This is a genomic window from Acinetobacter sp. TGL-Y2, assembly GCF_001612555.1.
In the GTDB taxonomy this organism is placed as follows: domain Bacteria; phylum Pseudomonadota; class Gammaproteobacteria; order Pseudomonadales; family Moraxellaceae; genus Acinetobacter.
The window spans coordinates 2,677,933-2,702,662 of the sequence record NZ_CP015110.1 but is presented as its reverse complement, the minus strand read 5'-3'; the positions used below and the strand labels follow the sequence as shown (position 1 = coordinate 2,702,662).

Here is a 24,730-nt window from a genome sequence, read left to right as displayed (position 1 = left end):
ATTGAGTTAAAGAACACAATAAGCAGGTATCCGGACTTAAATATAAATGTTGCAGCATAGATGGCTTCAACATTGGTATATCCGCCTTCCCACACCGTGGTGCAGTGGCGTAAATCTAAAGATTTAAAGCGATATACGTTTCATTTTTACCGTTGCGAGGGCAGTGTTGGATTCGCATCAACTTCCCTAAAGCCGTAGCTTGAACTCATTGCAAGTTGCGCGCAGTATAGTATTTGAGCCTCATTTAAACAATGCGTCGCTATAAATTTCAGGATGAACTTTACTCAAGCCAAAAAAATTGCATTACAATGCTTTTCGCCTATAGTGATCCATTGCCTTTAAATCAAATTTTTTATTGCGCCATAGTTGAGCCAGTGTATATGCGAACGCGTGCCAAAATTTGTGGAATAACCCGTGTAGAAGACGTTTACTCAGTTGTTCATAGCGGAGCAGATGCGATAGGATTGGTGTTTTACCCGCCCAGTCCACGTCATGTTTCCATCGAACAAGCAGAACGTCTCATTCAACATATTCCTGCCTATGTGCAAACTGTCGGATTATTTGTCAATGCATCACTTGAGCAGATTCAAGAGGTTTTAAAGACCGTAGCGCTTGATCTGATTCAATTTCATGGTGATGAAACACCAGAACAATGCCAATATATTGCTCAGCAAGTACAGCGTCGTTGGTATAAGGCCATTCAAGTCAAACCTGATTTAGATTTAATTCAAACAATTGAGCAATATCAACAGGCCGGTGCGAGTGCTATGCTTTTAGATGCTTGGCATCCTGAGCTTAAAGGTGGCACAGGGCATGCATTTGACTGGGCACAATTTCCAAAACTCGATATCCCTTTAATTTTGGCAGGCGGTTTAAAGCCTGAAAATGTTGAAGACGCTATAACGACGACAAGCGCATATGCAGTCGATGTTAGCGGAGGTGTAGAATCCGCAAAAGGTATAAAAGACCAACAACTCATTGAACAATTTATGCAAGGAGTCCATCGTGGATCAGCAAACTGACTATACCCAATTCCCAGATCAAAATGGGCATTTCGGTATTCATGGCGGACGTTTTGTGTCAGAAACGCTTATGGCAGCATTACAGGATTTAGAGAAACTCTATTTCCGCATGAAAGATGATGCTCAGTTTTTGGCAGAATTCGACCGAGATTTAGCCCACTATGTAGGTCGTCCGAGTCCACTTTATCATGCTGAACGATGGTCAAAAGAGTTAGGTGGTGCGCAAATTTATTTGAAACGTGAAGATTTAAACCACACGGGTTCACATAAGGTCAATAACACCATTGGTCAGGCGCTACTTGCAAAATTGTCGGGTAAAAAACGAATTATTGCGGAAACAGGCGCAGGTCAGCACGGTGTAGCTACAGCCACCATCGCAGCGCGTTTGGGACTTGAATGTGTGGTGTTTATGGGTGCAGATGACGTTAAACGTCAAGCCATGAATGTCTATCGTATGCGTCTACTCGGTGCAACCGTTGTTCCTGTAGAAAGCGGGTCTAAAACACTTAAAGATGCCATGAACGAAGCCATGCGTGATTGGGTGACCAATGTCGATTCAACTTATTATGTGATTGGTACTGTGGCAGGGCCGCATCCGTATCCACAATTGGTTCGTGATTTCCAATCAATCATTGGTCGTGAAGCACGCAAGCAAATTCAAGAGCAGGCAGGGCGTTTACCTGATGCGCTTGTGGCTTGCGTGGGTGGTGGTTCAAATGCGATGGGCTTGTTCTATCCATTCTTAAATGATCACGATGTGAAAATGTATGGCGTTGAAGCTGCGGGTCTGGGAATCGAGTCGGGTAAACATTCAGCACCACTGAATGCTGGTCATGTTGGCGTGCTACATGGCAATCGTACGTATCTCATGTCAGATGAGCAGGGTCAGATTATTGAAACACATTCAATTTCTGCGGGCCTAGATTATCCAGGTGTTGGACCCGAGCATAGCTTCTTAAAAGACATGAACCGTGTGCAGTATGTGCCCATTAATGACAATGAAGCGCTGCAAGGTTTCCGTGATTTAACCCAAATTGAAGGGATTATTCCAGCGCTTGAAAGTGCACATGCGATGGCATATGTGACTAAGCTTGCACCGACCATGTCGAAAGATCAAATTATCATTGCGACTGTTTCAGGTCGTGGTGATAAAGACTTGATGACTGTTGCGCGTATTGATGGCGTGGAAATGGTTGAGATGTAAAATATTCAATTAAATCTCTGTGAAACCTGAAAAAGCCCCATTGATGGGGCTTTTCTACGAATGGAGTTTAACAATACAAACAAAAATCATATAGATCGAAAAGCTCACGATCGACACAATACGCAAAATTTAACACTTATTCGATCTATAAAATGACTTTTACCGATGTGGTACGTGCCGAACACTTTCCAACACATATTCATTGGCAATGGAGAGACACATTTGCCCTATGTATTATTCCACTTATTTTTCTCAATGGTTATTTGCTGGAGTCCATGTTTGGCAGTTCAGTCAATACTGCAATAGGTGATACTGTTTTTCGAGGCATACTGTTTATCATCGTCTGTACGTTGTATAAGACCATGTTGATTGAACATTGGCAGAAGTATAAGCAGGCATTCTGGCGGTCAAATCTGTTGGTTATCGTTGGTGCTGTGATGCTTCAAATGATCATTTCTTTAGCGCGAAGTGTACTACCCGTGGGCACAGTTGAGCCAAATCAAAATCAACTTGATCCGAGTCAGATCGCCTTTGTCAGTTTGATTATTATTAGTTTGGGACCCTTATTTACGGCGCTGCTAGAAGACATCATCTTTCGCTATACACTGTTGCAAAATTTGTTTGTAAAACCCTGGCTTTGGCGTGTGGTTTTAGTACTGATGAACTCAGTTTTATTTGGGCTGATTCATTATCATAATTTCGATGGCAATTTAGTCGCTACAGTGAGCTTTATGGCAGCAGGATTATTTTTAAATCTCATTTATTTATGGACACGTAATATTTGGCATGTGCTGTTGATTCACTTTGTGAATAATGCCGTATTATCTTTGGGCGCTGTGATTGTTTTAGAAATACTACAAACTTTAGCTGCTGTCTGATGGAAGTTATTAGGGGAATATGATGCCAAGTCTTTTTATCGTCATGCTGGGTGGTCGTCATGCACGTGCCAATACAGAAGTACATGATGTGGTTATTGCTGTGGGTGAATCACTTGAACAGACTTACCCACAACTAAAAAATGCATGGTTTGGTGAGCGAAAAGGGTTACATATTGATGCTTGGGCGCAAATTCATGGTGTGGCCTTTGAAGGTGTAAAATACCGCTTACAGTTTGTCGACGCAGCACCGAATCCATCCAATCAAAAACTCTTTCTCATTAATTTAGGCGGTTATGACGCCCGTGAATTTGGCGAGCTGCATCGCTACGTGTTGGTGGTTGCACAAAATGCAATGGTCGCAAAACAGCGTGGCAAAGCCTATTTTGCCACACACTGGCAAAAACAACATACTGATCGCGTGTTAGAGGTCGATGATTGTATTGCGATTGATCAAGTCTATGGGCGTTATGTCGAATTGGTGGAAGGTGAGTTTGAGCCGAACCATTGGGAAAATACTTATCTGCAAATTTAACTTTTGAGTGCATAAGCATAGTGCATTACATCTGTGTTCAATATTGGATTTTATCGGCAGTTGGCTTAGCTGAAATCGTGATATCTAATTGAAAATTGGATCAATTGCTCGAATCAAGCAGCGTTTGGCTAAAAAGACCTTGTAAAATAAACAGATATCGAATCCTTATCAATAAAACAGCTATTAAATATGTAAAAAACACATTTTATTGATAGTTGATTAATCGTTATGCTGTGAGCCGTTATAATTAAACTACTAGCTGTACGCCATGTATTTATATACTGATTTCGACCAGCAACTGGTCAATGAACGTGTTGCACAATTTCGTGATCAAACGGAACGTTATTTAGCTGGAAAACTCACGGAAGATGAGTATCGTCCATTACGTCTGCAAAATGGTTTATACGTGCAGCGTTATGCACCGATGCTCCGTGTTGCAGTACCTTATGGTTTGATGAACTCAAAGCAACTGCGCAAAATCGCAAGTTTGGCAAAAGAGTTTGACCGTGGCTATGCCCATGTCTCAACACGTCAAAACATTCAGTTTAACTGGCCTGCACTAGAAAATGTACCGGATATGCTAGAAGAACTGGCATCTGTTCAAATGCATGCGATTCAAACGTCTGGTAACTGTATTCGTAATACCACCACTGACCAATATGCAGGTGTTGTGGCGGGTGAAATTGCTGACCCACGTCCAACCTGCGAATTGATTCGTCAATGGTCAACCTTCCATCCGGAATTTGCTTTCTTACCGCGTAAATTTAAAATCGCGGTGTCGGCATTGGCAGAGACCGATCGTGCTGCGGTGTCATTCCATGATATTGGTGTGTACATTGTCAAAAATGAAGCGGGCGAAATAGGCTATAAAATCAAAGTCGGTGGCGGTTTAGGTCGTACTCCAATCATTGGTAGTTTTATTCGTGATTTCTTACCACGCGAAGATTTGATTGCTTACCTTGAAGCGGTACTTCGTGTGTATAACTTACATGGTCGCCGTGACAACAAATACAAAGCGCGTATTAAAATTCTAGTGAAAGCTTTAACGCCTGCGGTGTTTGCTGAGAAGGTTGAAGCTGAGTTTGAACATACGATTAAGACGTTGAAAATTCAGCCTGAAATTCTGCAAAAATTAGATGAGGAATTTACCCCGTTTGATTATCAAGATTATGCAGATGAAGACTTCACGGAGCAGTTTGCACAATATCCGAAATTCAAACAGTGGTTCAATATCAACACCAATGCGCATAAAGTCACAGGTTATCGTATTGTGACCATTTCCCTAAAACGCACTGGTATTGCACCGGGTGACATGACCACTGAAGAAATGAACTTGATTGCAGATCTTGCAGATCAATACACATTCGGTGAGCTACGTACCACGCACGAACAAAATATTTCACTTGTCGATGTTCCACAAAAAGATTTATTTGCGGTCTGGCAAACGCTTGAAGCCAATAACTTGGCACGCGCGCATATTGGTTTTATTACCGATATCATTTGCTGTCCAGGAGGGGACTTCTGTTCACTTGCAAATGCAAAATCAATTCCCATTTCAGAAGCGATTTCACGTCGTTTTGATGACTTAGATACCATTTACAACTTAGGTAAATTAGATCTGAATATCTCAGGGTGTATGAATGCCTGTGGTCATCACCATGTCGGTAATATTGGCATCTTGGGTGTGGACAAAAAAGGCGCTGAGTTCTACCAAATCACTTTAGGTGGCAATGCCGACCATGATGCTTCAATTGGCGATATTTTAGGCCCATCATTTGCAGCAGATCGTATACCTGACGTCGTAGAAGAAATTTTAAATACCTATCTCGATTTACGTCAAGAAGGTGAAGAATTTGTTGAAACTTATCGTCGTGTCGGCATTCAACCCTTTAAGGAGCGCGCATATGCTTAATATAGCACTTCAAGTCCTGTCTAAAGATGGAACGATTGCAGACAATACCTATCAAGTGATTGCTGAAGATAGTGTGCTACCACAAGGTGATGTGGTTTTAACTACTGCGCAATTGGATCAATTGGCCAATATCTCAGGTAAAAAGGGTCTTTTGATCACGGTTGATGATTCGCCAGAAGTCAATCAATACCCACTCGATCAGTTAGATACCATTTTTATTGAATTTGCAGGCTTTAACGATGGTCGTGGTTATTCTTTTGCTGCGCTTTTACGCCGTCAAGGTTTCCAAGGTGAACTTCGTGCAATTGGTGATATCTTCAAAGATGTTTTGAACTATTTAAAGCGTTCAGGCTTTGATAGTTTTGTGATTAAAGAAGGTAAAGACATTCAAGAAGCTGCTGCGGGCTTAAATGATTTTAAAAACCCATATCAAGCGTCAACCGCGGTTGCACAAGCAAGTTATCAAACTGGGGCTTAATCAGCTTGAGTTATAAGTATGAAAAAGCCTCCGATTGGAGGCTTTTTCATCTTTTTAGTGAATGAATTAAGTTTCTTCAAGCTGACAGTTAATCATCCATTTAATGCCAAACTGATCGGTAAAAGCACCGTATAGCGCACCCCAAAATGTTTTTTCTAAGGGCATTTCAATTTGACCATTGATCGATAAGGCGTCAAATAAACGTTGTGCATCCTCTTGTTCATGGGCATTAAGATTAATCGAGATAGAGTGATTATTACCTTTGCTGAAACCGATATTGTGATTTACACAAAATTGATCATTGATATCGGAGCCCATCAATTCAGTAAACTCATTGATAGGAAGTGATACATGAAGAATAAGATTTTTCTCTGCTTCAGATAGCGTGATGCCTTCTTCAGGCGGTATTTCACCATAACGAGTCAGATTAGAAAATTGACCACCAAACACTGATTTATAAAATTTAAAAGCGACTTCAGTTTCGCCTTGAAAATTGAGATAGTGATTGAGCTGCATAATGTAAACCCATTTTTATTCTCTGAAAGATTGAATCTAACAAAACAAGACGAAAATAAATGTGGGCAATACATATGAATTTGTAAGTAAAAATCCCCACCAATGGGTGAGGATTTAATTGCAACAATTTATAATTTAAAATGAAATCAGACCTAGATCAACTCAATCGCTACAGCAGTTGCTTCACCACCACCAATACATAACGCCGCAATACCACGCTTACCACCTGTACGTTTTAGGGCATGGATCAAGGTTAAAATAATACGAGAACCTGTAGAGCCAACAGGGTGACCGAGCGCACACGCACCGCCATGAATATTGACTTTTTCAGCATCGAGTTTGAAATCATCAATTGGACACATGGTGACCATGGCAAAAGCTTCATTGATTTCCCAAAGATCAACCTCAGAAGCCGTCCAGCCTGCTTTGTCCAGCGCTTTTTGAATAGCGCCCACTGGCGCAATGGTAAACTCAGATGGATGTTGAGAGTTTGATGCGTAGGCTACAATCTTCGCTAAAGGCTTTAAACCTTTGGTTGTCGCATTTTCAATTGACGTTAAAACAAGAGCAGAGGCACCATCTGAAATTGAACTTGCATTGGCTGCGGTAATGGTTCCGTCTTTGGCAAAGGCAGGGCGGAGTGTCGGAATTTTATCGATATTGGCATTAAACGGCTGTTCGTCTTTATCAACAATCACATCGCCTTTACGACTTGAAACAGGTACAGGCACGATTTCATCGGCAAAATAGCCTTCAGTAATTGCGTTCTGTGCACGTTTTAATGAACGAATGGCGAAATCATCCATTTGCTCGCGTGTGTAGCCGCGTGTATTCGCCATATCTTGGGCAAATGAACCCATTAAACGACCTGTTTCAGCATCTTCCAAACCATCTAGGAACATGTGATCTTTAATTTCACCATGACCCATGCGGAAACCGCCACGCGCTTTTGGTAATAGATACGGAGCATTGGTCATGGACTCCATACCACCAGCAACCACAATACTTGCAGAACCTGCTTTAATCATATCTGCCGCTTGCATCACAGCTTTCATGCCAGAACCACAGAGTTTATTAATGGTTACCGCACCTGTTGAATCAGGTAGTCCAGCAAGCCGCATGGCTTGACGTGCAGGGCCTTGCTTTAAACCCGCAGGCAGTACGCAGCCCATAATCACTTCTTCAACATCGGATGCTTGCAAGCCCGAACGTGCAATCGCTTCTTTAATCGTAATAGAGCCGAGTTGTGGGGCGGTCACACTGGCAAGACTACCTTGAAAACCACCCATTGCAGTACGGGCACCATTGACAATCACGATGTCAGTCATTGTTATTTCTCCAATATTTTCTAATCAATTTTTAATCTAATTGTCCAAACACTAGCAGTATATTGAAAATTGCAATTGAATAAAGCCTATTCTGGATCTAGATGTAGACTGATCAGTTAAGCTCTATTCACACGTACTGATATTTTCAATACGGGTATGTCCCATAGGACTAATTGGAATACGGCGATGGTTATGATTGGTTTTAAAACTGCAATAACGATATGAACCTGGTGAACCCAGCGGTAAGCCTGTATCACCTTGAAATGTGACCGTTTTAGGACTGGTTGCTCCGCCATCCCACCTTAAAGATCCGTATTTAAAATTGGTCTGAGTGACTTGATGAACACGCTCAGTGGCATCAATACTTTTATTGTTGTTTAAATCTGAAAAAACCAGAATGCCGCTATTCCACTGATCATTTTCACATTGAGTCATATTGGATGTTGAACAGATGACCACGCGGGTCTGATAAACCTTCGCTGTATTTTTGGCAAGTTGAACATGCTGACGGATCACAGCGTGCAGTTGAGAGACTTCTTGTTTCTCTCGAAAGTTATGAAAATTGGGCAGGGCTATCGTGGCAATAATTGAAATAATAGCGATAATAATGACCAGTTCAATCATCGTAAAAGCGCGTTGTTTACAATCTAAATACATTTTTGGCTACTTTTATTTTTTAATTGTTTGAATTTAATAATAATTTTTTTATTTTTTATCCGGAGATAACACCGTAAAAAATGATTACTATCGTTTCTGATTGCTGTTAATATAACAGCAATGAAAAGATAAGTTATTCACAAGAAGAAATTGAGTGAAAAATTACCGAATTACAACGGAAATTGTAAGTAATTTTGTCAATAATTTACTTGATTAAAGTAATCAAGCACTTGGAAAATGTTTCCAGTGTTTGTATGATTCAACGTGAGTAGCTTAAAAAAAATACTGGGGTATAAAAAAGCTTATCTCAGGAAGCCCTAATATTTTAGGCTGAGCTTGAACAACAATTTTTATCTCTGGAGGATATCCATGAAATTGAGTCGTATCGCACTTGCTATGCTTGTTGCTGCACCTTTAGCTGCTGCTAACGCTGGCGTAACCGTTACACCATTAATGGTCGGTTACACTTTTCAAGACTCTAAACACAACAACGGTGTTGACCATTTAACTTCTGGTCCTGAGTTACAAGACGATTTATTCGTTGGTGCTGCACTTGGCATCGAATTAACACCTTGGTTAGGTTTTGAAGCTGAATATAACCAAGTTAAAGGTGATATCGATCCTATCGCTGGCGCTGAGTATAAACAAACTCAAATCAATGGTAACTTCTATGCTACTTCTGATTTGATCACTCAAAACTATGACAGCAAAATCAAGCCATACGTACTTTTAGGTGCTGGTCACTACAAATACGAGTTTGATGGCGTTGCTAAAGGTGACGACGAAGGTACTTTAGGTAATGCAGGTCTTGGTGCTTTCTGGCGCTTAAACGATGCTTTGTCTCTACGTACTGAAGCGCGTGCAACTTATAACATCGATGAAGATTTCTGGAACTACACAGCTTTGGCTGGTCTTAACGTAGTTCTTGGTGGTCACTTGAAACCTGCTGCAGCTGTTGTTGAAGTTGCTCCTGTAGAGCCAGCTCCAGTAGCTCCAGCTCCACAAGAGTTGACTGAAGATTTGAACATGGAACTTCGTGTGTTCTTTGATACCAACAAATCAAACATCAAAGATCAATACAAGCCAGAAATTGCTAAAGTTGCTGAAAAGTTAGCTGAATACCCGAATGCGACTGCTCGTATTGAAGGTCACACAGATAACACAGGTCCACGTGCACTAAACGAACGTTTATCATTGGCTCGTGCTAACTCAGTTAAATCTGCTCTTGTAAGCGAATACAATGTTGATGCTGCTCGTTTAGCAACTCAAGGTTTCGCATGGGATCAACCGATTGCTGACAACAACACTAAAGAAGGTCGTGCTATGAACCGTCGTGTATTCGCGACGATCTCTGGTAGCCGTACTGTTGTTGCTCAATAAGTTTAACTCAAGTTTTTGAGTAAAACTGAATAAAAAAACGACTCTTCGGAGTCGTTTTTTTTCTCTCTATTTTGCGTGAATTAGAGTTATCCAATTAAGTTTAAAAATAATCTATGCTATATTTTCCATAAATACATTTTAAGATCAAAAATAAGAGTTTATTATGAAAAAAATTATATTTACCATTCTGGCTGCTACGATTATTTCCGCAGGCTGTACCTCTAACGTTGTTGATACTCAGGTGTCGAAGCAGGATGCTGCATCTCAACAAGTGCTGAATGAATTAAAGAATGGTGTGTCTATTTATTTTGATCGCAACTCAAGTCAAGTTGAAGCAAGATATCATGCGTATTTAGCAGCAGCGGCTCAAGGTCTTGCACAAAACAGTAATTTTATTTTGGAGCTTGAAGGGCATACTGATAGTACAGGTTCTGTAGCGCGCAATAAAAAAGTCTCGCTTGAGCGTGCAAATTCGGTACGCAATAAACTGGTTTTAGACTATAACGTGAATCCGCAGCAGGTGAGAACACTGGGTGCTGGCTCTGCAAAACCGATAGACAGCAACGACACTGCTGAAGGGCGTGCTAACAACCGCCGTGTGAGTGCGACTTTAAAAATTCAGTAAGATATTTATAATTCAAATTTTATTGCAAGCGATTGACTCTTATAAAATAAAGTCACAAAAAAACAGCCCGCAGGCTGTTTTTTTCTAAATGACTTATTCTTTGTCGATGTTCATGGGTTGAACATCCATTTGATCATAGGGAATAAGCTTGGTTTTATGCTTCCATTTATAGCTTAACCAAATGACCAAGAACAAAGGAATGCTGATATAAGTCGATAAAACACTCAGCCATTGACCTTCCATAACCGCTTGGTAGTTTTGACCTAATACAACGATGGTACATAAAATGAATGCAAACCACGGAGCAAATGGGAAGAACTTTGCAGTATAGGCCAAATCTTCAAGTTTATTGCCTTGCGCAAGATAGCCCTTACGAAAGCGGTAGTGTGAAATGGCAATACCGAGCCAAACAATAAAGCCGCACATGCCTGACATATTGAGTAGCCAGTTGAAGACTTCTTGTTGACCAATAAAAGTCGTGAGGAAACACAGTGCAGCAACAGCCGTCGTTGCATATAAAGCATTCATTGGTACGCCGCGCATATCGAGTTTAGCGAACCATTTTGGAGCACGACCTTCACGCGCCATATCAAACAGCATACGGGTTGATGAATACATGCCCGAGTTACCCGCAGATAAGATAGCCGTTAAAATAACCGCATTCATTAAACTGGCTGCAAAGGCAAAACCTGCTTGTTCATAAAGCAAAGTAAACGGTGAAAGTGCAATATTTTCATCTGATGCAGCTTGCAATAGTCGTGGATCATCATAAGACACCAATGTCCCGATAATGAAAATACACACCACGTAGAACAATAAAATACGCCAGAAGATTTGCTTGATCGCAATCGGAATGGTTTTCTTCGGATCTTTAGATTCACCTGCCGCAACACCAACCATCTCAGTACCTTGGAATGAGAATCCAGCGATCATAGCTACACCAATCAGCGCTTGGAACCCCCCAACAAAGGGTGCTTCACCTTTGGTCCAGTTACTAAATGTCACCATACCGGGTGTCATCATGATTTTGGCAATCATTGCGATACCAATCACAATGAAGATCACAATCGCAATAACTTTGACCAAAGAGAACAGGAATTCACTTTCGCCAAAGCCTTTAACCGTTAAGGCATTAATCCCAAAAACAATCGCAAGGAATATGGCACTCCAATAAACACCGGGAATATCGGGGAACCAAAACTTCATGATGAACTGGACGGCAACCAATTCGAAAGCCACGGTAATCGCCCAGTTATACCAATAGTTCCAACCGAGGGCGAAACCAAAACCACCTTCAATGTACTTTGTACCATAGGTGAAAAAAGCACCTGAAGTTGGATTGTGCGTTGCAAGCTCACCTAAACTGGTCATCAAGAAATAAATCATGATTCCAATTAAGCAGTAGGCCAGTAGTGCACCGCCAGGACCTGCATTAGCAATTGTTGCGCCTGAAGCGAGGAATAAGCCCGTACCAATAGAACCACCAATGGCGATCATATTGAGATGGCGCGCTCCAAGCTTGCGCTTAAGTTGACCTGTTTCGCTCATCGTGTGTTCCTTATGATTTCTTTTGAGTACTTGCGAATAGCACTTTAAAGCCTTGTTGATCCGCCTTGGTCACACACTGACCAAAGTTTTGCTCAATTAATGTTGGGTAATTTAAAAAACGGTTTGCCACAATCCATAGCTCCCCACCAGATTTCAAATGACGGCGTGAAGTCTTGCATAAACTTTCGCTTGCATTATAGTCGGTTTGGATTCCAGAATGAAAAGGGGGATTACTTACAATGGCATGAAGAAACAAGGGGGCATCTTCAATACCTGTAACCGCTTTAATTTCCAGTTGTTCGGGTGCTAAATTATTTTTTTCAAAAGTCATTCGGGTTGATGCTAAAGCAAATGCATCGACATCCATCGCAAAAATTCGATTTTTAGGGTTTAGCTTGGCTAAAAATGCACTAATTACACCAGAACCGCAACCGAAATCTGCAATCTTACCCGAAGTCATTTTGGTCAGCTCCGGCAGTAAAACGGCTGTGCCTATATCTAAACGATTTTGGCTAAATACACCGGGTAATGAACAAATCTCGATTTCACCATTGGGTGTTGCTACAGGATACACTTGCGCCCAGTCCGCAGTCGTACGAGCTTTAGGTAGTGTTTCGACCTTCAAATGCCACATTTGACAGTGACGCGCACTGTCAAGTTTTGTGGTTTGTCCATACGGGGTTAACTGCTTCGATGCACGTTCAACGCCCGCTTTTTTCTCGCCGACCAAAAACACTGATGCACCTAAGCCTAAGCGCTCGACCGCATAATGCAAAATATAGTTCAACAGCTCTTTTGATTTTGGTACAAAAATAATCGCTTGATTAAAATCATGTTCAGGTAACTCAATACCAAAATGAACATTGGCTTCTAGCTTTTGAAAATACTGATATTCGTTAAAATTCCAAGTCCATACCGAGGCTTGGATATTTTCGCCTAGATTAGATAATAAATCATCGGTCGGTGCATTAATCAGTAATACACGCCCAGAAAGATAATCATGCTGTCGAATGACAACTTCACTTCTAGGATCCATATTTTATCTCTCCATTGAACAACGATGCCCAGACAATGCTGGGCAGTGCTGTAACTGAAATGAAATTATTTCTTCGTTTCAGGAAGAATAATATTTAAAAGTAATGCAGCAATACCGCCCGTCGCAACGCCCGAACTAAAGATGTTGCGGAATAGTTCAGGAAGGTGCTCTAAAATCTGTGGAACTTGTGCTACACCTAAACCCAGTGCCAATGAAATCGCAATGATGAGAAGCGCACGGCGATCTAAATGAACACCCGAAAGAATGTTAATCCCAGAGGCGGCAACTGCACCGAACATCACCATCACAGCGCCACCAAGAACCGCTTGAGGCACAGCTTGAATCACGCCAGCAACAGCAGGGAATAACCCTAAAATAACCAAAAGCACTGCAATCCAAATACCAACGTAACGACTGGCAACACCTGTCAGTTGAATCACGCCATTATTTTGCGCAAATACTGAACTTGGGAAAGTGTTGAAAATACCCGCTAATAATGAATTTGTACCGTTCACTAACACACCGCCTTTAATACGTTGCATCCACTGAGGACCGTCTACAGGCTGATTTGAAAGTTTAGATGTTGCAGTGATGTCCCCAATGGCCTCTAAAGAGGTGACGAGGTAAATAAAAGCCATAGGAATAAACAAACTCCAAGAGAAGTCTAAACCAAAGTGCATTGGTGTGGGCACTTGAATTAGCGGTGCATCATGAAGACCTGAAAAGTCCAAATGCCCCATAAAACCCGCTACCGTATAACCGACAATCAATGCAATTAAAATGGCTGAGCTTTTTACCCATGTCACACGAATACGATTTAAAATAATGATCAATGCCAAAACAGTACATGACATGACTAAGTTGTCGGCATTGGCAAAGGTATTATTGCTCATGGCTTGATAGCCACCGCCCATGCTGATTAAACCTTCCTTAATTAAGGTTAAACCAATCAACAACACCACAATGCCGGTCACTAACGGTGTAATCAGCTTTTTAATCCACGGCAAAATCTGAGATACACCCATTTCAATGAACGAGCCTGCAATCACTACACCAAAAATAGCCGCCATGACCGATTCAACAGGTGTGCCTGCTGCGACCATTGCTGAACCAATACCAATGATTGGACCAATGAAGTTAAAACTGGTGCCTTGAACAATTAAAAGACCTGCACCAAATGGACCGATTTTTTTACATTGTAGGAAGGTTGCGATGCCTGAGATCACCAATGACATGGAAAGAATCATATTGGTGTCTTCTTTTGAGACACCCAAAGCCAAGCAAATCAGTAAACCGGGTGTAACAATAGGGACAATAATCGCGAGGAGATGTTGAAAAGCGGCTAAAAATGCAACAAAAGGTTTCGGACGATCATTCAGACCGTAAACCAAATCTAATTGCTTATTTTGCTCTGAAGGTGTGTTTAAATCAGACATTAGTCATCATAGTTTTGGCAGAATGGCGCTATTCTAATCGAGATACACAGCTTTACAAAACGAAAAGGATGTCATTTGTCAAAAAAAAATGTGATTGTCAATAAACTGTCACTGTCAAAAGTCTGGAATTTTCTGTATAATTTGCCCTCAAATTACATACGCATTGAATTTACATGTCAGATATTAAAACTCTCCGTAACATCGCCATTATTGCGCACGTCGATCATGGTAAAACTACTCTTGTAGACAAACTTTTGCAACAATCAGGTGCACTCGGTGATCGCGCGGGTGAGATTGAGCGTGTCATGGATTCTGGCGCTATTGAAAGTGAACGTGGTATTACCATTCTTGCAAAAAACACTGCAATTAAATGGACAGACGCGCGTACAAACACGGAATACCGCATTAACATCGTGGATACCCCAGGACATGCTGACTTCGGTGGTGAAGTTGAACGTGTAATGTCAATGGTTGACTGTGTATTGCTTCTTGTTGACTCTCAAGAAGGTCCAATGCCACAAACGCGTTTTGTAACGCAAAAAGCGTTCGCACGTGGTTTAAAACCAATCGTTATTATTAACAAAGTAGACAAGCCAAGCGCACGCCCTGATTGGGTAATTGACCAAGTTTTTGACTTGTTTGATAACTTAGGTGGTTCTGACGAACAGTTAGATTTCCCAATTGTTTATGCATCTGGTCTTCGTGGTGTTGCTGGTCCTTCTCCAGAAGAACTTGCTGATGACATGACGCCATTGTTCCAAACCATCGTTGATATCGTTGAGCCACCAAAAGTTGACGTTGATGGCCCGTTCCAAATGCAAGTGTCTTCACTTGACTATAATAGCTTCGTTGGTGTTATAGGTATTGGTCGTATTCAACGTGGTTCAGTAAAATTGAACACACAAGTGACTGTGATTGATAAAGAAGGCAAAACACGTAACGGCCGTATCTTAAAAATTATGGGTTACCATGGTTTAGATCGCGTTGATATTGAAGAAGCAAATGCAGGTGATATCGTTTGTATTACCGGTATTGATGCACTTCACATTTCTGACACGATTTGTGATCCGAAAAATGTTGAAGCTTTACCGCCATTGTCTGTAGATGAGCCTACAGTGACCATGACATTCCAAGTAAACAACTCACCATTTGCTGGTAAAGAAGGTAAATTCGTGACTTCACGTAATATCCGTGAACGTCTAGACCGCGAATTGATCCACAACGTAGCTTTACGTGTTGAAGACACTGATTCTCCAGATCGTTTCAAAGTATCTGGTCGTGGTGAACTTCACCTTTCAGTTCTTATTGAAAATATGCGTCGTGAAGGCTTCGAGATGGGTGTTTCTCGTCCGCAAGTGATCATGAAAGAAGTTGATGGTCAAACTCAAGAGCCTTTTGAGAACGTGACTTTTGATGTTGAAGAACAACATCAAGGTTTCGTAATGGAACAAATGGGCTTCCGTAAAGGTGAAATGACCAATATGGAAGTTGACGGCAAAGGTCGTATCCGTATTGAAGCAACTGTTCCTTCACGTGGTCTAATTGGTTTCCGTTCTGAATACCTAACCATGACTTCTGGTACAGGGATTATGACGTCAAGCTTTTCGCATTATGGTCCAGCGAAAGCAGGTACTGTTGCGCAACGTCAAAACGGTGTCTTAGTGTCAATGGTTCAAGGCGTATGCTTGGGCTATGCATTGTTTACGTTACAAGACCGTGGCCGTCTATTTGCTCGTCCACAGTTAGAAGTTTACGAAGGCATGATCATCGGTATTAACTCACGTTCTGACGATATGGCTGTGAATCCAACGAAGGCGAAGCAGTTAACGAACGTACGTGCATCTGGTACAGACGAAGCTTTAACTTTAGTTCCAGCAATTGAATACACGCTTGAACAAGCACTTGAATTTATTCAAGATGATGAATTAGTTGAAGTAACACCTAAATCAATCCGTATCCGTAAACGTTGGTTGACAGAAGGCGAACGTAAGCGTAACCGTGGTAAATAATTTTTAAAATTATGAACATGGACTATGTTTAGTCAAAAAAGCCATCAATTCGTTGATGGCTTTTTTGTTTAGAATTGGCAATTAACCCTATTAAAAAAATTCAATTCTGAGTAAATTACATGGGATTTTTGGGGAAATCTGTTCTGTGCTTAAAATGAACAATTCCTTGTATAAAATTTAAAATAATGAGCAAAATATTTTTTGGAGTATTAGATGAGTATTGTTCAAGAGTTTAAAGAATTTGCTGTAAAAGGCAATATGATGGATTTAGCCATTGGTGTCATCATTGGTGGTGCGTTTGGTAAGATTATTGATTCATTGGGTGAAAGACATTATTATGCCTTTAATCACTGTGATCACCGGTGGTGGTGTTGATTTCACTCAGAAGTTTTTTGTATTGGGAGATAACCCAAATAACTTATCTTCGCTCGATGAGTTAACCAAAGCAGGCGTAAACGTTTTAACCTATGGTAGTTTCTTAACAGTGTTATTGAACTTCCTTATTTTGGCATGGGTGGTTTTCTTATTGGTTAAAGTGTTGAATCGTATGCGTAAAACTGAAGAAGCTGCACCAGAAGCGACTCCAGCAGATATCGAGTTACTGCGTGAAATTCGTGACGAATTAAAAAAACGTCCTCAAATCTAATCATTAGGTTTTGAAGTTTAAAAAACGGCACCTAAAGTGCCGTTTTTTTAATCCATACGAAATTTGATTTCGAGTAAATGCCAGCCAAATTGGCTCTTAATGGGTCCATGAAGTTCACGCTCAGGTAAAGTAAATACAGCTTTATCAATCGGAGCGACCAACTGACCTTTTTTAATATCCCCCAGTTCTCCACCCTTTTTATTTGATGGGCAAGTTGAATATTGTTTAGCAATTTTAGAAAAATCAGCACCTGCTTTAATTTTCTTTTTGAGCTGCTCACACAAGTCTTTGTCTTTGACCAAAATATGTCGAACAATGGCTGATTTCATGCTTTTTTACTCTTAATTGCTTTCTTGCTGGCGATTTTAACTTGTTTTAAGGGTTGGCACTGCGGACAAAAAACCGAAGCACGTTGTCCGAGTTTTAAATTTTCCATAGTGGTTTCGCAGTTCACACACATTTCACCCGCCCGGCCATAAGCAAGTAGCGTTTGCTGGAAATACCCATTTTCACCCATGGCATTGGTATAATCTCTTAAGGTGGAGCCACCCAAATCAATCGCTTGTTTTAATATCCGTTTGACTTCAACAACAAATGTTTCAATTTGCTGTCGACTTAAGCTCGAAGCGGGTTGTGCAGGATGAATACCTAAATTGAATAAGCTTTCTGTGGCATAAATATTTCCAACCCCCACCACAATATGATTGTCCATAATCGCAACTTTGGCACCCACATTTTTATTCTTAAATTTAGCTTCCAAATAGTCAGCATTAAAGGCATCACTTAAAGGCTCAGGTCCCAGTGTGTCGATGAGTTTGGTTTGCGATGATTCATCTAACCATAAGATACAACCAAAACGGCGTGGGTCATGATAACGTAGTTCAGTGTTTTCGAATTGAATCACTAAATGATCATGTTTACGCAGTTCAGTCTGTGTATCACATAAACGAAAGCTTCCAGACATTCCCAAATGCCAAAGCATGGTGTCCTGTTCAAACTCAGCAAGAATATATTTTGATCTGCGGGTGAGTCGAATCAGTTTTTGCCCCACCAATTTATTCAGGTCATGGGGAATGGGCCAGCGCAAACTCGAGTTATTGACTTCAGCACGACAGACGGTTTGATCAACCAGCGGTAACAGACTGGTCTTGGTGGTTTCAACTTCAGGTAATTCAGGCATGCGCTTTTATTTGCAAAAAGGATGTGTTTAATATCGGGTTCAGCACTTGGAATTACAAGTCTGGTTCATAACCCTTTAATAGAATTTATTCGATTTCTCTCTTATGAAACACTCATGAGAGGAATAAGGATTTCATTTTTAAATTTTAGTCTCTGGTTTGAGATGAGATATTTTCTAAAGAGCGTTATAAATGAATATTAAAGTCGATCATTCACAGTAACTGGGTCTGAAATATTTAGGATTGGTGGTTTCATCGCCGAATGATATCTTGGGTTTAGCGTTGAACTGCGTATATGTGAACGAGTGTTTTGCAGCAGGCAAGGCTGTTTTTGATGTCAGTGCGGATATCATATTGAGCTTAACTAAAGCGATAACCCAATGCCGTGGTTAATGCTACGCTCATCATATTCAATATGTGATTAACACAAGCCCAAGTCACAAGGTGAATAATGAGTTGGTATTGGGTTTGGGGTCACGTATTATTTTAATGTAGTCTTCAAAAACATTACATTTTTAGCACTCAAACACAGACTCATAAGCAGGTCTGTTTCTTTTTTGCCGTTGAATGAGGTGAAGAGTATTTGCTATAGATTGAATACGCACAAAGGAGTCATCGCATGTCATTATTATTTCAACCGATTCAGCTTGGATCGCTTCATTTAAAGAACAGAATCATTATTGCACCTATGTGCCAGTATTCGGCATCTGAGCAGGGCGAATCGAGCTACTGGCATGAACAACAATGGGCGAATTATGCATTGTCTGGTGCAGGCTTATGCATTGTTGAAGCAACTGCGGTACAACCTGAAGGACGGATCAGCTATGCAGATTTAGGGCTTTGGAATGACCTACAACGCGCCCAAATCAAAGCCTTATTGGTCAAAGTTAAATCTTTGTCTCCCATGCCGATAGGCGTGCAACTGGCGCATGCTGGTCGTAAAGCTTCTACAGATAAACCTTGGGATGGAAAAGGCCAATTTTCTCCAGAGCAGACCCATGGCTGGCAGACTGTTTCAGCAAGTGATTTACCGTTTAACTCTTCCGACAGTGCACCGCATGCATTAACGTCTGCTGAAATTGATGAATTGATTGCTGATTTTGCCGATTCAGCTGTTCGTGCCGTAGATGCAGGTTTTGATTTGATCGAAGTACATGCCGCACATGGTTATTTGTTGCATCAATTTTTATCACCATTGTCGAATCTGCGCAGTGATGAATATGGCGGCAGTTTGGAAAATCGTATTCGACTGACCTTACAAGTGGTACAAGCCATTAAAAATGTTGTTCCTGAAGGCTACCCAGTCGGGGTTCGAATTTCAGCATCGGACTGGATGAATGAACAGGGGGGATGGGATATAGACTCATCCATTGGTTTGTCTAAAGCCTTAGAGCAATTGGGCGTGGCTTATATTCATGTATCGTCGGGTGGCTTACATCCTGAGCAAGACATTAAAATCGGGGCGAATTATCAAGTGCCTTTTGCTGAAGCGATTAAACGAAATGTGAGCATTCCTGTGATTGCAGTCGGACTGATTACAGAAGCTCAGCAGGCTGAAGATATTTTAATACAGGGTCAAGCAGATGCGATTGGACTGGCACGGGCAATGCTTTATGATCCAAGATGGCCATGGCATGCAGCAGCCAGCCTAGGCGCAGAGATTGAAATTAGTCCACAGTATTTACGCTGTCAGCCACATGGTTTGAAAGCGCTATTTAAAGCTTTTTAAATTTAGAGTACGACTTACCACTTTTTAAAACTCGCTTTTCCTTATGAATTGGATCAGACTGGGTTTTAAAGTGGTTTTTTATTATCGCTTAAATTGAATATTTTGAAGGGGATCGTTTTACATGGTTTTTGCAGTCATCATGCCTATTTTTTTGTTACTGGCTCTAGGCTATTCTTCTGTAAAATTCCATTTTCTCTCTAAAGAAAACGTTGCGACTGTGGGTGCTTTCGTAATCAAAATTGCATTGCCTGCGCTATTTTTGCAGTCACTCGCCTCTAAAGATTTACATGAAATTTGGTATCCCGGATATTTCTTTGTTTATAGTATTGTGACCTTGCTGCTCTATGTCGTGGCATTTTTTCTGGTCTCGCATTATTTTAAAAATAATCAATCTCAATCTGCGGTGTTGTCTTTGGGCGCGTCCATGTCCAATACAGGACTGATCGGAACGGCTGTCTTGACCTTGCTGATGGGTCAAAAAGCCATGACATATACCTCATTGGTGGTGATTATTGAAAGTTTACTGCTGATACCGACTGTATTGGTCTTGGCAGAGCTGAGTAGGCAAAAACAAGCCAATCTTTGGTCTATTTCAAAACGAACGGTTTTGACTTTGCTTAAAAACCCCTTGTTTATGGGCGTCATCATCGGCATTGGCTGCGCCATTTTACAGATCAGAATTCCGCGTTATCTCGATGATGTATTGGCACTGCTTGGACAAACCGCCTCACCATTGGCTTTATTTTCTATCGGCGGTGGCATTGTTGGACTCACGCTAAAATACGTCAATACACAAAGTCTTTATTTGGTAATCTCAAGTAATTTGATCATGCCTTTATTGGTATTTTTAGGTTTGACCTATTTAACCGATGCCAGTCAGGAAATGATTTATGCAGGGACCATTATTGCCTCCTTACCGATGCCGACCATTTTTGGCATGCTGGGGCAGGCCTATGGTCTAAAGGATCAAGCGCTTACGCCACTACTCATGAGCACGATTTTCGGCTTTATGGTTTCCGCCTCACTCATTACCTTATGGTGGAGTTGAGATTTACTCTTGTTTGAATTTCAAATCGCTGTAAAGAAGATGATAAGAAAGCCCTGATTTAATCAGGGCTCTTTTTTAAGATCAGGCTGGTATTAATCAAAACATGAATTTAAGATTTCGCTTTAGCCACAGGTTTCTTGGCATTTTCAGCGATCATTTTATTCACCACATCTAGGCCTTGTTTGGCTTGTGGGACGTTTTGTTGAGCCAAAGCAGTAAATATTTTTTTCGCTTCAGGCAGATTTTGCGGCACGATATTACCATTCACAAACATATTGCCAATGGCCATGAGCGCTGGAATGTAACCTTTTTTTCCAAGATCTTGAATGCTAGCTAAGCCTGTTTTAATCGGCGCTTCTTTTTTGGTTTTAAAACCAACTGAAATGTCATACAAGGCTTTGGCATGAATGGCAGGGTAGCTGCCTTTTTTAATTAAAGGGTCAAGCTTTTGTAGCGCAAGCTTATCTGAGCTGTCTTTGCCTTCTGAGAACAGTATCACTGCCAGTTCTACAATGGCATCATCAAAGCCTTGAGCCGCGGCTTTTTCTAAATACTCGCGTGATTTTTTCTCATTTTTTAGTAGCCCTAAGCCACCCGTTGCGTAGTTTTGAGCCAACACATAGTTCGCAAGTGCATAGCCTTTAGCGCCTGCTTGTTCATATAGTTGAACGGCTTTTTTATTGTCTTGTTTGGTACCTTGACCTGCTTGGGTGAGGTACGCCAAATTATAAGTAGCTTGTGCATTGCCAGATTTTGAAAGGCGTTCAAGCTCCTGATAAGCAGCATTAAAATTTTGAGCTTTAATGAGTTCTTGAACTTTCGTGAATTCAGGTCCAACACTTGGCGCAGCAGAAAAAGTCACTGAACTTGCCAATGCCAGCAAAGCACCACATAGAATTTTTTTCATATTTTTATAACCTTATATACGGCAACCTATTCTCATGCATAAACACAATATAGGCGTTTAAATTTCACTTTCATCATAGTATCTATTGTGTGAATGTAAATATACGATATGTACTTAAACTGAGTTATTTGTTCATTTTGTCTTGTTTGAATATGTCTATACTGCTCAGATGAGTTTTATGTATTGCATCAAATGAGTGAAACCGACTTTCAAGAGCAATTGTATAAATGAAGGACTATGTATAGCTCAAACAGATCGATGAAATGTTGCTTTAAGCTTGGTTTAGCAAGCAGAGTCTGATTAAATTGTCAGGTATATCATCTGTGAGAAAACCATGTTTATTAAAAGTATTAAACGTAACTATTTAAGAGTTCTTGAGGATGAATCGATTCCTGAGGAAGAAAAAATTGATGCACTTTTAATGAAGTTGGGTGGTCAGTTTTTAGTGAGTAAAGATGATCGCGTTTATATTTTTAAAGATGGTGAAACTGAAGCGAAATTTGATGCAAAGCATGCACGTGCTTATCATTTTAAAGATTATGTTTGTAAAGACATGAATAAGCTTTTTCATGATTTTTGATACTTAATATTCATTGAAAATGAGTGAACTGTTCAATAAGGCTCTAAAAATGGTTTAAGTACTTGGATGAGTCTTTTATCCAAGTACTTCAAAAAAAGAAGGTTACTGTTCATAATATGAATAGAGATATACTCTAAAATGATAAAAATATTCTTAAGCTTATTCATATGTTTAATGGGGTCAATGGCCGTTTTAGCTGAACAGCCAGATCTTGTTCCTCATCAAATCAACTTGAAAAATGGCAAGCGCTTTTCTTTAAACCTTCCAGCAAATTACGACATCATTCCTGCGGCTGAGGGTTTAAAACGCGTTCGTTTTTTTACCAAAGCGCCCGATGGTAGAATGTTTGTCACGGATATGCACGATTTGACCGACAATAAAAAAGGCATCGTTTATAGTTTGGATGAATGGAATGCTGAAACTGGGAAATTCGGCAAAATAACTCCTTATATGGTGGATTTGAAAAATCCAAATTCAGTCCAATTTTATACCGACTCGAATGGGCAAGATTGGTTATATATGGCTGAAACTCATCAGTTAACCCGGCGAAAATTTACCCGTGGCGAAATCAAACCAACGACTCAGGTCGAAGTTTTAGTGAATTTTCCTGATTATGGCTTAAGTTATAAATATGGTGGTTGGCATTTAACACGAACCATTGCAGTTGGTGGAAATGGAAAAATTTATGTGTCCGTGGGTTCAAGCTGTAATGCATGTGTGGAGAAAGAAAAGATTCGAGCGACAGTGTTAGAGATGAACCCTGATGGTTCTGAACAAAAGATTTACGCCACAGGGTTACGAAATGCCGTTGGTTTGAAGTGGATTGGGAAATTTTTATTTGCCACCAATCAAGGTTCAGATCATTTAGGTAAAAATAAACCTGATGAGACTTTTTATGCACTGAAACGTGATGCTGATTATGGTTGGCCATCTTGTTATTCAACCAATGGTAAGGTTTATGCAGACCAGAAGTTTAAACGTGCCTCACGGTGTAAAAATGTACCATCACCTTATGCTTATTTTTCATCGCATTCATCTGCACTAGGTTTTGATTATTTTGATGATCCAAACACAGACGACACAATCAAAAATGCTTTTTTAGTCGCTTTGCATGGTTCAACCGATGAGTCGATTGGTCATGGTTACAAAATTGTGATTATGCGCAAAGGGCAAAAATTAGAAACCTTTATGGATGGTTTTTTAGTCGGTAAAAAAGTGAATGGACGACCTGCAGACATTTACCGTATTGATGCAAATTCCTTTTATTTTTCAGATGATAGAAGTGGTGTGGTTTATTATGTCAGAAAGAAAAATTCTTCCTGACATGTATGGACTTATTGCGGTCTCGCCACATCACCATTTAAATATTCAGGTAAATCCAAAACTCTAACATCAAGTTCAGCTAATGCATCAGGACGTGCAACCACCAGTGCCACATAACCATTTTCAAATGCTGCACTGTTTACCACTTGCACGCTTTTATGCAATTGTTCCGCTTCTACAGGAACTGCGCCAGTGCCCTGAATCACATGCAACCACGCTTTTGGCTTTGCTTTAAACCATAAACGTGCAATGACTTCCTGACCCAAATAACAGCCCTTGTCATAGTGAACGCCTTCACGTTGATGTAGGCGTAGTTCTTGTGGTTGAAACACATGCTCAATGGCTTGATCTATATAGGCTTGCCCGTTTTGAATGGCTTGAACTTGCCATGCGTCAAGATCGGTTGTTTCCGCTGAGAAAGTGGTCGTGCCATCTTGAACAGTAGGGTAAACCTGACCAGTTTCTTCAAGCTTCATTTTTGAAAATGCACCAAATTTCTTAATGTGTTTAGCAAATTCTTCTGCTTGATCTTGTGTGGTCACAATTTCAAAATGTTCAGGATTGATTTTGGTCAGCCATAAACCAAAGTGAATACGACCTTTTAAATCACAGATCGCGGTATAGCGGGTGAGATTTTCTGCAAGGCGTTCAACATGTAAGGTCACTTGACCTTGAAGGAATTTTTGCGCATCTACACCAATTAAAGTGAACTGAGCAAAACCAAGTATCTCTTGAGACATATTCAAATCCAAATTGAT

General features: G+C 40.6%; 23 protein-coding genes, 1 pseudogene and 1 riboswitch. Of the genes and pseudogenes, 14 read left to right on the top strand and 10 right to left on the bottom strand.

Annotated elements, in window-relative coordinates; translation table 11 throughout:
* Positions 1–3: 3 nt before the first annotated feature.
* A riboswitch (cobalamin riboswitch) is annotated at positions 4–224 on the bottom strand.
* Positions 225–380: 156 nt separating this feature from the next.
* From AMD27_RS12840 to AMD27_RS12815, 6 genes are all read left to right on the top strand, one after another.
* Positions 381–1,022: a phosphoribosylanthranilate isomerase gene (locus AMD27_RS12840; RefSeq protein WP_067663007.1), complete on the top strand. Its 642-nt coding sequence runs from the start codon at positions 381–383 to the stop codon at positions 1,020–1,022.
* Positions 1,006–2,226: a tryptophan synthase subunit beta gene (gene trpB, locus AMD27_RS12835; protein WP_067661205.1), complete on the top strand. Its 1,221-nt coding sequence runs from the start codon at positions 1,006–1,008 to the stop codon at positions 2,224–2,226. Before AMD27_RS12840 ends, trpB begins: the two co-directional genes overlap by 17 nt.
* A gap of 152 nt (positions 2,227–2,378) precedes the next feature.
* Positions 2,379–3,104 carry a CPBP family intramembrane glutamic endopeptidase gene (locus AMD27_RS12830; protein WP_067661203.1) on the top strand — a complete coding sequence of 242 codons (726 nt, stop codon included), beginning with the start codon at positions 2,379–2,381 and terminating at the stop codon, positions 3,102–3,104.
* A 22-nt stretch (positions 3,105–3,126) separates the two neighbouring features.
* A complete protein-coding gene (locus AMD27_RS12825; protein ID WP_067661201.1) occupies positions 3,127–3,636 on the top strand; it encodes a DUF1543 domain-containing protein in 510 nt (169 codons plus the stop codon).
* A gap of 268 nt (positions 3,637–3,904) precedes the next feature.
* Positions 3,905–5,548 carry a nitrite/sulfite reductase gene (locus tag AMD27_RS12820; protein WP_067661199.1) on the top strand — a complete coding sequence of 548 codons (1,644 nt, stop codon included), beginning with the start codon at positions 3,905–3,907 and terminating at the stop codon, positions 5,546–5,548.
* On the top strand, positions 5,541–6,026 hold the full coding sequence (locus tag AMD27_RS12815; RefSeq protein ID WP_067661198.1) for a DUF934 domain-containing protein: 486 nt from the start codon (positions 5,541–5,543) through the stop codon (positions 6,024–6,026). Before AMD27_RS12820 ends, AMD27_RS12815 begins: the two co-directional genes overlap by 8 nt.
* A 66-nt stretch (positions 6,027–6,092) precedes the next feature.
* Here AMD27_RS12815 and AMD27_RS12810 read toward each other — a convergent pair whose 3' ends face one another.
* From AMD27_RS12810 to AMD27_RS12800, 3 genes are all read right to left on the bottom strand, one after another.
* Complete coding sequence (locus tag AMD27_RS12810; protein ID WP_067661196.1) at positions 6,093–6,542, bottom strand: VOC family protein; 450 nt, start codon at positions 6,540–6,542, stop codon at positions 6,093–6,095.
* Between the two features lie 152 nt (positions 6,543–6,694).
* Positions 6,695–7,870, bottom strand: a complete 1,176-nt coding sequence (locus AMD27_RS12805; RefSeq protein ID WP_067661194.1) for a thiolase family protein — start codon at positions 7,868–7,870, stop codon at positions 6,695–6,697.
* 123 nt (positions 7,871–7,993) lie between these two features.
* Positions 7,994–8,527 (bottom strand): GspH/FimT family protein, encoded by a 534-nt coding sequence (locus tag AMD27_RS12800; protein WP_067661192.1) that lies wholly within the window; start codon positions 8,525–8,527, stop codon positions 7,994–7,996.
* Between the two features lie 369 nt (positions 8,528–8,896).
* Here AMD27_RS12800 and omp38 point away from each other — a divergent pair, with 369 nt between their 5' ends.
* Both omp38 and AMD27_RS12790 read left to right on the top strand, forming a co-directional pair.
* On the top strand, positions 8,897–9,907 hold the full coding sequence (omp38, locus tag AMD27_RS12795; RefSeq protein ID WP_067661190.1) for an outer membrane protein Omp38: 1,011 nt from the start codon (positions 8,897–8,899) through the stop codon (positions 9,905–9,907).
* Positions 9,908–10,070: 163 nt separating this feature from the next.
* Positions 10,071–10,532 (top strand): OmpA family protein, encoded by a 462-nt coding sequence (locus AMD27_RS12790; protein WP_067661188.1) that lies wholly within the window; start codon positions 10,071–10,073, stop codon positions 10,530–10,532.
* Positions 10,533–10,625: 93 nt separating this feature from the next.
* Here the strand turns inward: AMD27_RS12790 and AMD27_RS12785 are convergent, their stop codons facing one another.
* The 3 genes from AMD27_RS12785 to AMD27_RS12775 form a co-directional block, all read right to left on the bottom strand.
* Complete coding sequence (locus AMD27_RS12785; protein ID WP_067661186.1) at positions 10,626–12,080, bottom strand: amino acid permease; 1,455 nt, start codon at positions 12,078–12,080, stop codon at positions 10,626–10,628.
* A 10-nt stretch (positions 12,081–12,090) separates the two neighbouring features.
* Positions 12,091–13,116: a class I SAM-dependent methyltransferase gene (locus AMD27_RS12780; RefSeq protein ID WP_067661184.1), complete on the bottom strand. Its 1,026-nt coding sequence runs from the start codon at positions 13,114–13,116 to the stop codon at positions 12,091–12,093.
* 65 nt (positions 13,117–13,181) lie between these two features.
* The gene (locus AMD27_RS12775; RefSeq protein ID WP_067661182.1) at positions 13,182–14,552 is read right to left on the bottom strand and encodes a uracil-xanthine permease family protein; all 1,371 of its coding nucleotides are present in this window, start codon (positions 14,550–14,552) and stop codon (positions 13,182–13,184) included.
* A gap of 173 nt (positions 14,553–14,725) precedes the next feature.
* On the opposite strand from AMD27_RS12775, the gene typA reads away from it, so the two are divergent.
* The gene (gene typA / locus AMD27_RS12770) at positions 14,726–16,561 is read left to right on the top strand and encodes a translational GTPase TypA (RefSeq protein ID WP_067661180.1); all 1,836 of its coding nucleotides are present in this window, start codon (positions 14,726–14,728) and stop codon (positions 16,559–16,561) included.
* A 213-nt stretch (positions 16,562–16,774) separates the two neighbouring features.
* Positions 16,775–17,207 (top strand): annotated as a pseudogene (gene mscL / locus AMD27_RS12765) (large conductance mechanosensitive channel protein MscL).
* A 47-nt stretch (positions 17,208–17,254) separates the two neighbouring features.
* On the opposite strand, the gene AMD27_RS12760 reads toward mscL, so the two are convergent.
* Positions 17,255–17,536, bottom strand: a complete 282-nt coding sequence (locus tag AMD27_RS12760) for a peptidylprolyl isomerase (RefSeq protein ID WP_067661178.1) — start codon at positions 17,534–17,536, stop codon at positions 17,255–17,257.
* Positions 17,533–18,387, bottom strand: coding sequence for a bifunctional DNA-formamidopyrimidine glycosylase/DNA-(apurinic or apyrimidinic site) lyase (mutM, locus tag AMD27_RS12755; RefSeq protein ID WP_067661176.1), 855 nt, complete (start codon positions 18,385–18,387; stop codon positions 17,533–17,535). Before mutM ends, AMD27_RS12760 begins: the two co-directional genes overlap by 4 nt.
* 617 nt (positions 18,388–19,004) lie before the next feature.
* Between mutM and AMD27_RS12750 the strand changes: the two genes are divergently transcribed.
* Together AMD27_RS12750 and AMD27_RS12745 are read left to right on the top strand one after the other, a co-directional pair.
* Complete coding sequence (locus AMD27_RS12750) at positions 19,005–20,114, top strand: NADH:flavin oxidoreductase/NADH oxidase (protein WP_067661174.1); 1,110 nt, start codon at positions 19,005–19,007, stop codon at positions 20,112–20,114.
* Positions 20,115–20,235: 121 nt separating this feature from the next.
* Positions 20,236–21,162, top strand: a complete 927-nt coding sequence (locus tag AMD27_RS12745) for an AEC family transporter (protein WP_067661172.1) — start codon at positions 20,236–20,238, stop codon at positions 21,160–21,162.
* A gap of 109 nt (positions 21,163–21,271) precedes the next feature.
* Here AMD27_RS12745 and AMD27_RS12740 read toward each other — a convergent pair whose 3' ends face one another.
* Entirely contained in the window at positions 21,272–22,069 is a 798-nt protein-coding gene (locus AMD27_RS12740) for a tetratricopeptide repeat protein (protein WP_067661170.1), read from the bottom strand.
* Between the two features lie 334 nt (positions 22,070–22,403).
* On the opposite strand from AMD27_RS12740, the gene AMD27_RS12735 reads away from it, so the two are divergent.
* Together AMD27_RS12735 and AMD27_RS12730 are read left to right on the top strand one after the other, a co-directional pair.
* Positions 22,404–22,649 (top strand): hypothetical protein, encoded by a 246-nt coding sequence (locus AMD27_RS12735; protein WP_067661168.1) that lies wholly within the window; start codon positions 22,404–22,406, stop codon positions 22,647–22,649.
* A gap of 183 nt (positions 22,650–22,832) precedes the next feature.
* A complete protein-coding gene (locus tag AMD27_RS12730) occupies positions 22,833–23,972 on the top strand; it encodes a PQQ-dependent sugar dehydrogenase (protein WP_150115780.1) in 1,140 nt (379 codons plus the stop codon).
* 11 nt (positions 23,973–23,983) lie between these two features.
* Here AMD27_RS12730 and AMD27_RS12725 read toward each other — a convergent pair whose 3' ends face one another.
* Entirely contained in the window at positions 23,984–24,712 is a 729-nt protein-coding gene (locus AMD27_RS12725) for a YgfZ/GcvT domain-containing protein (RefSeq protein ID WP_067661165.1), read from the bottom strand.
* Between the last annotated feature and the right edge of the window lie 18 nt (positions 24,713–24,730).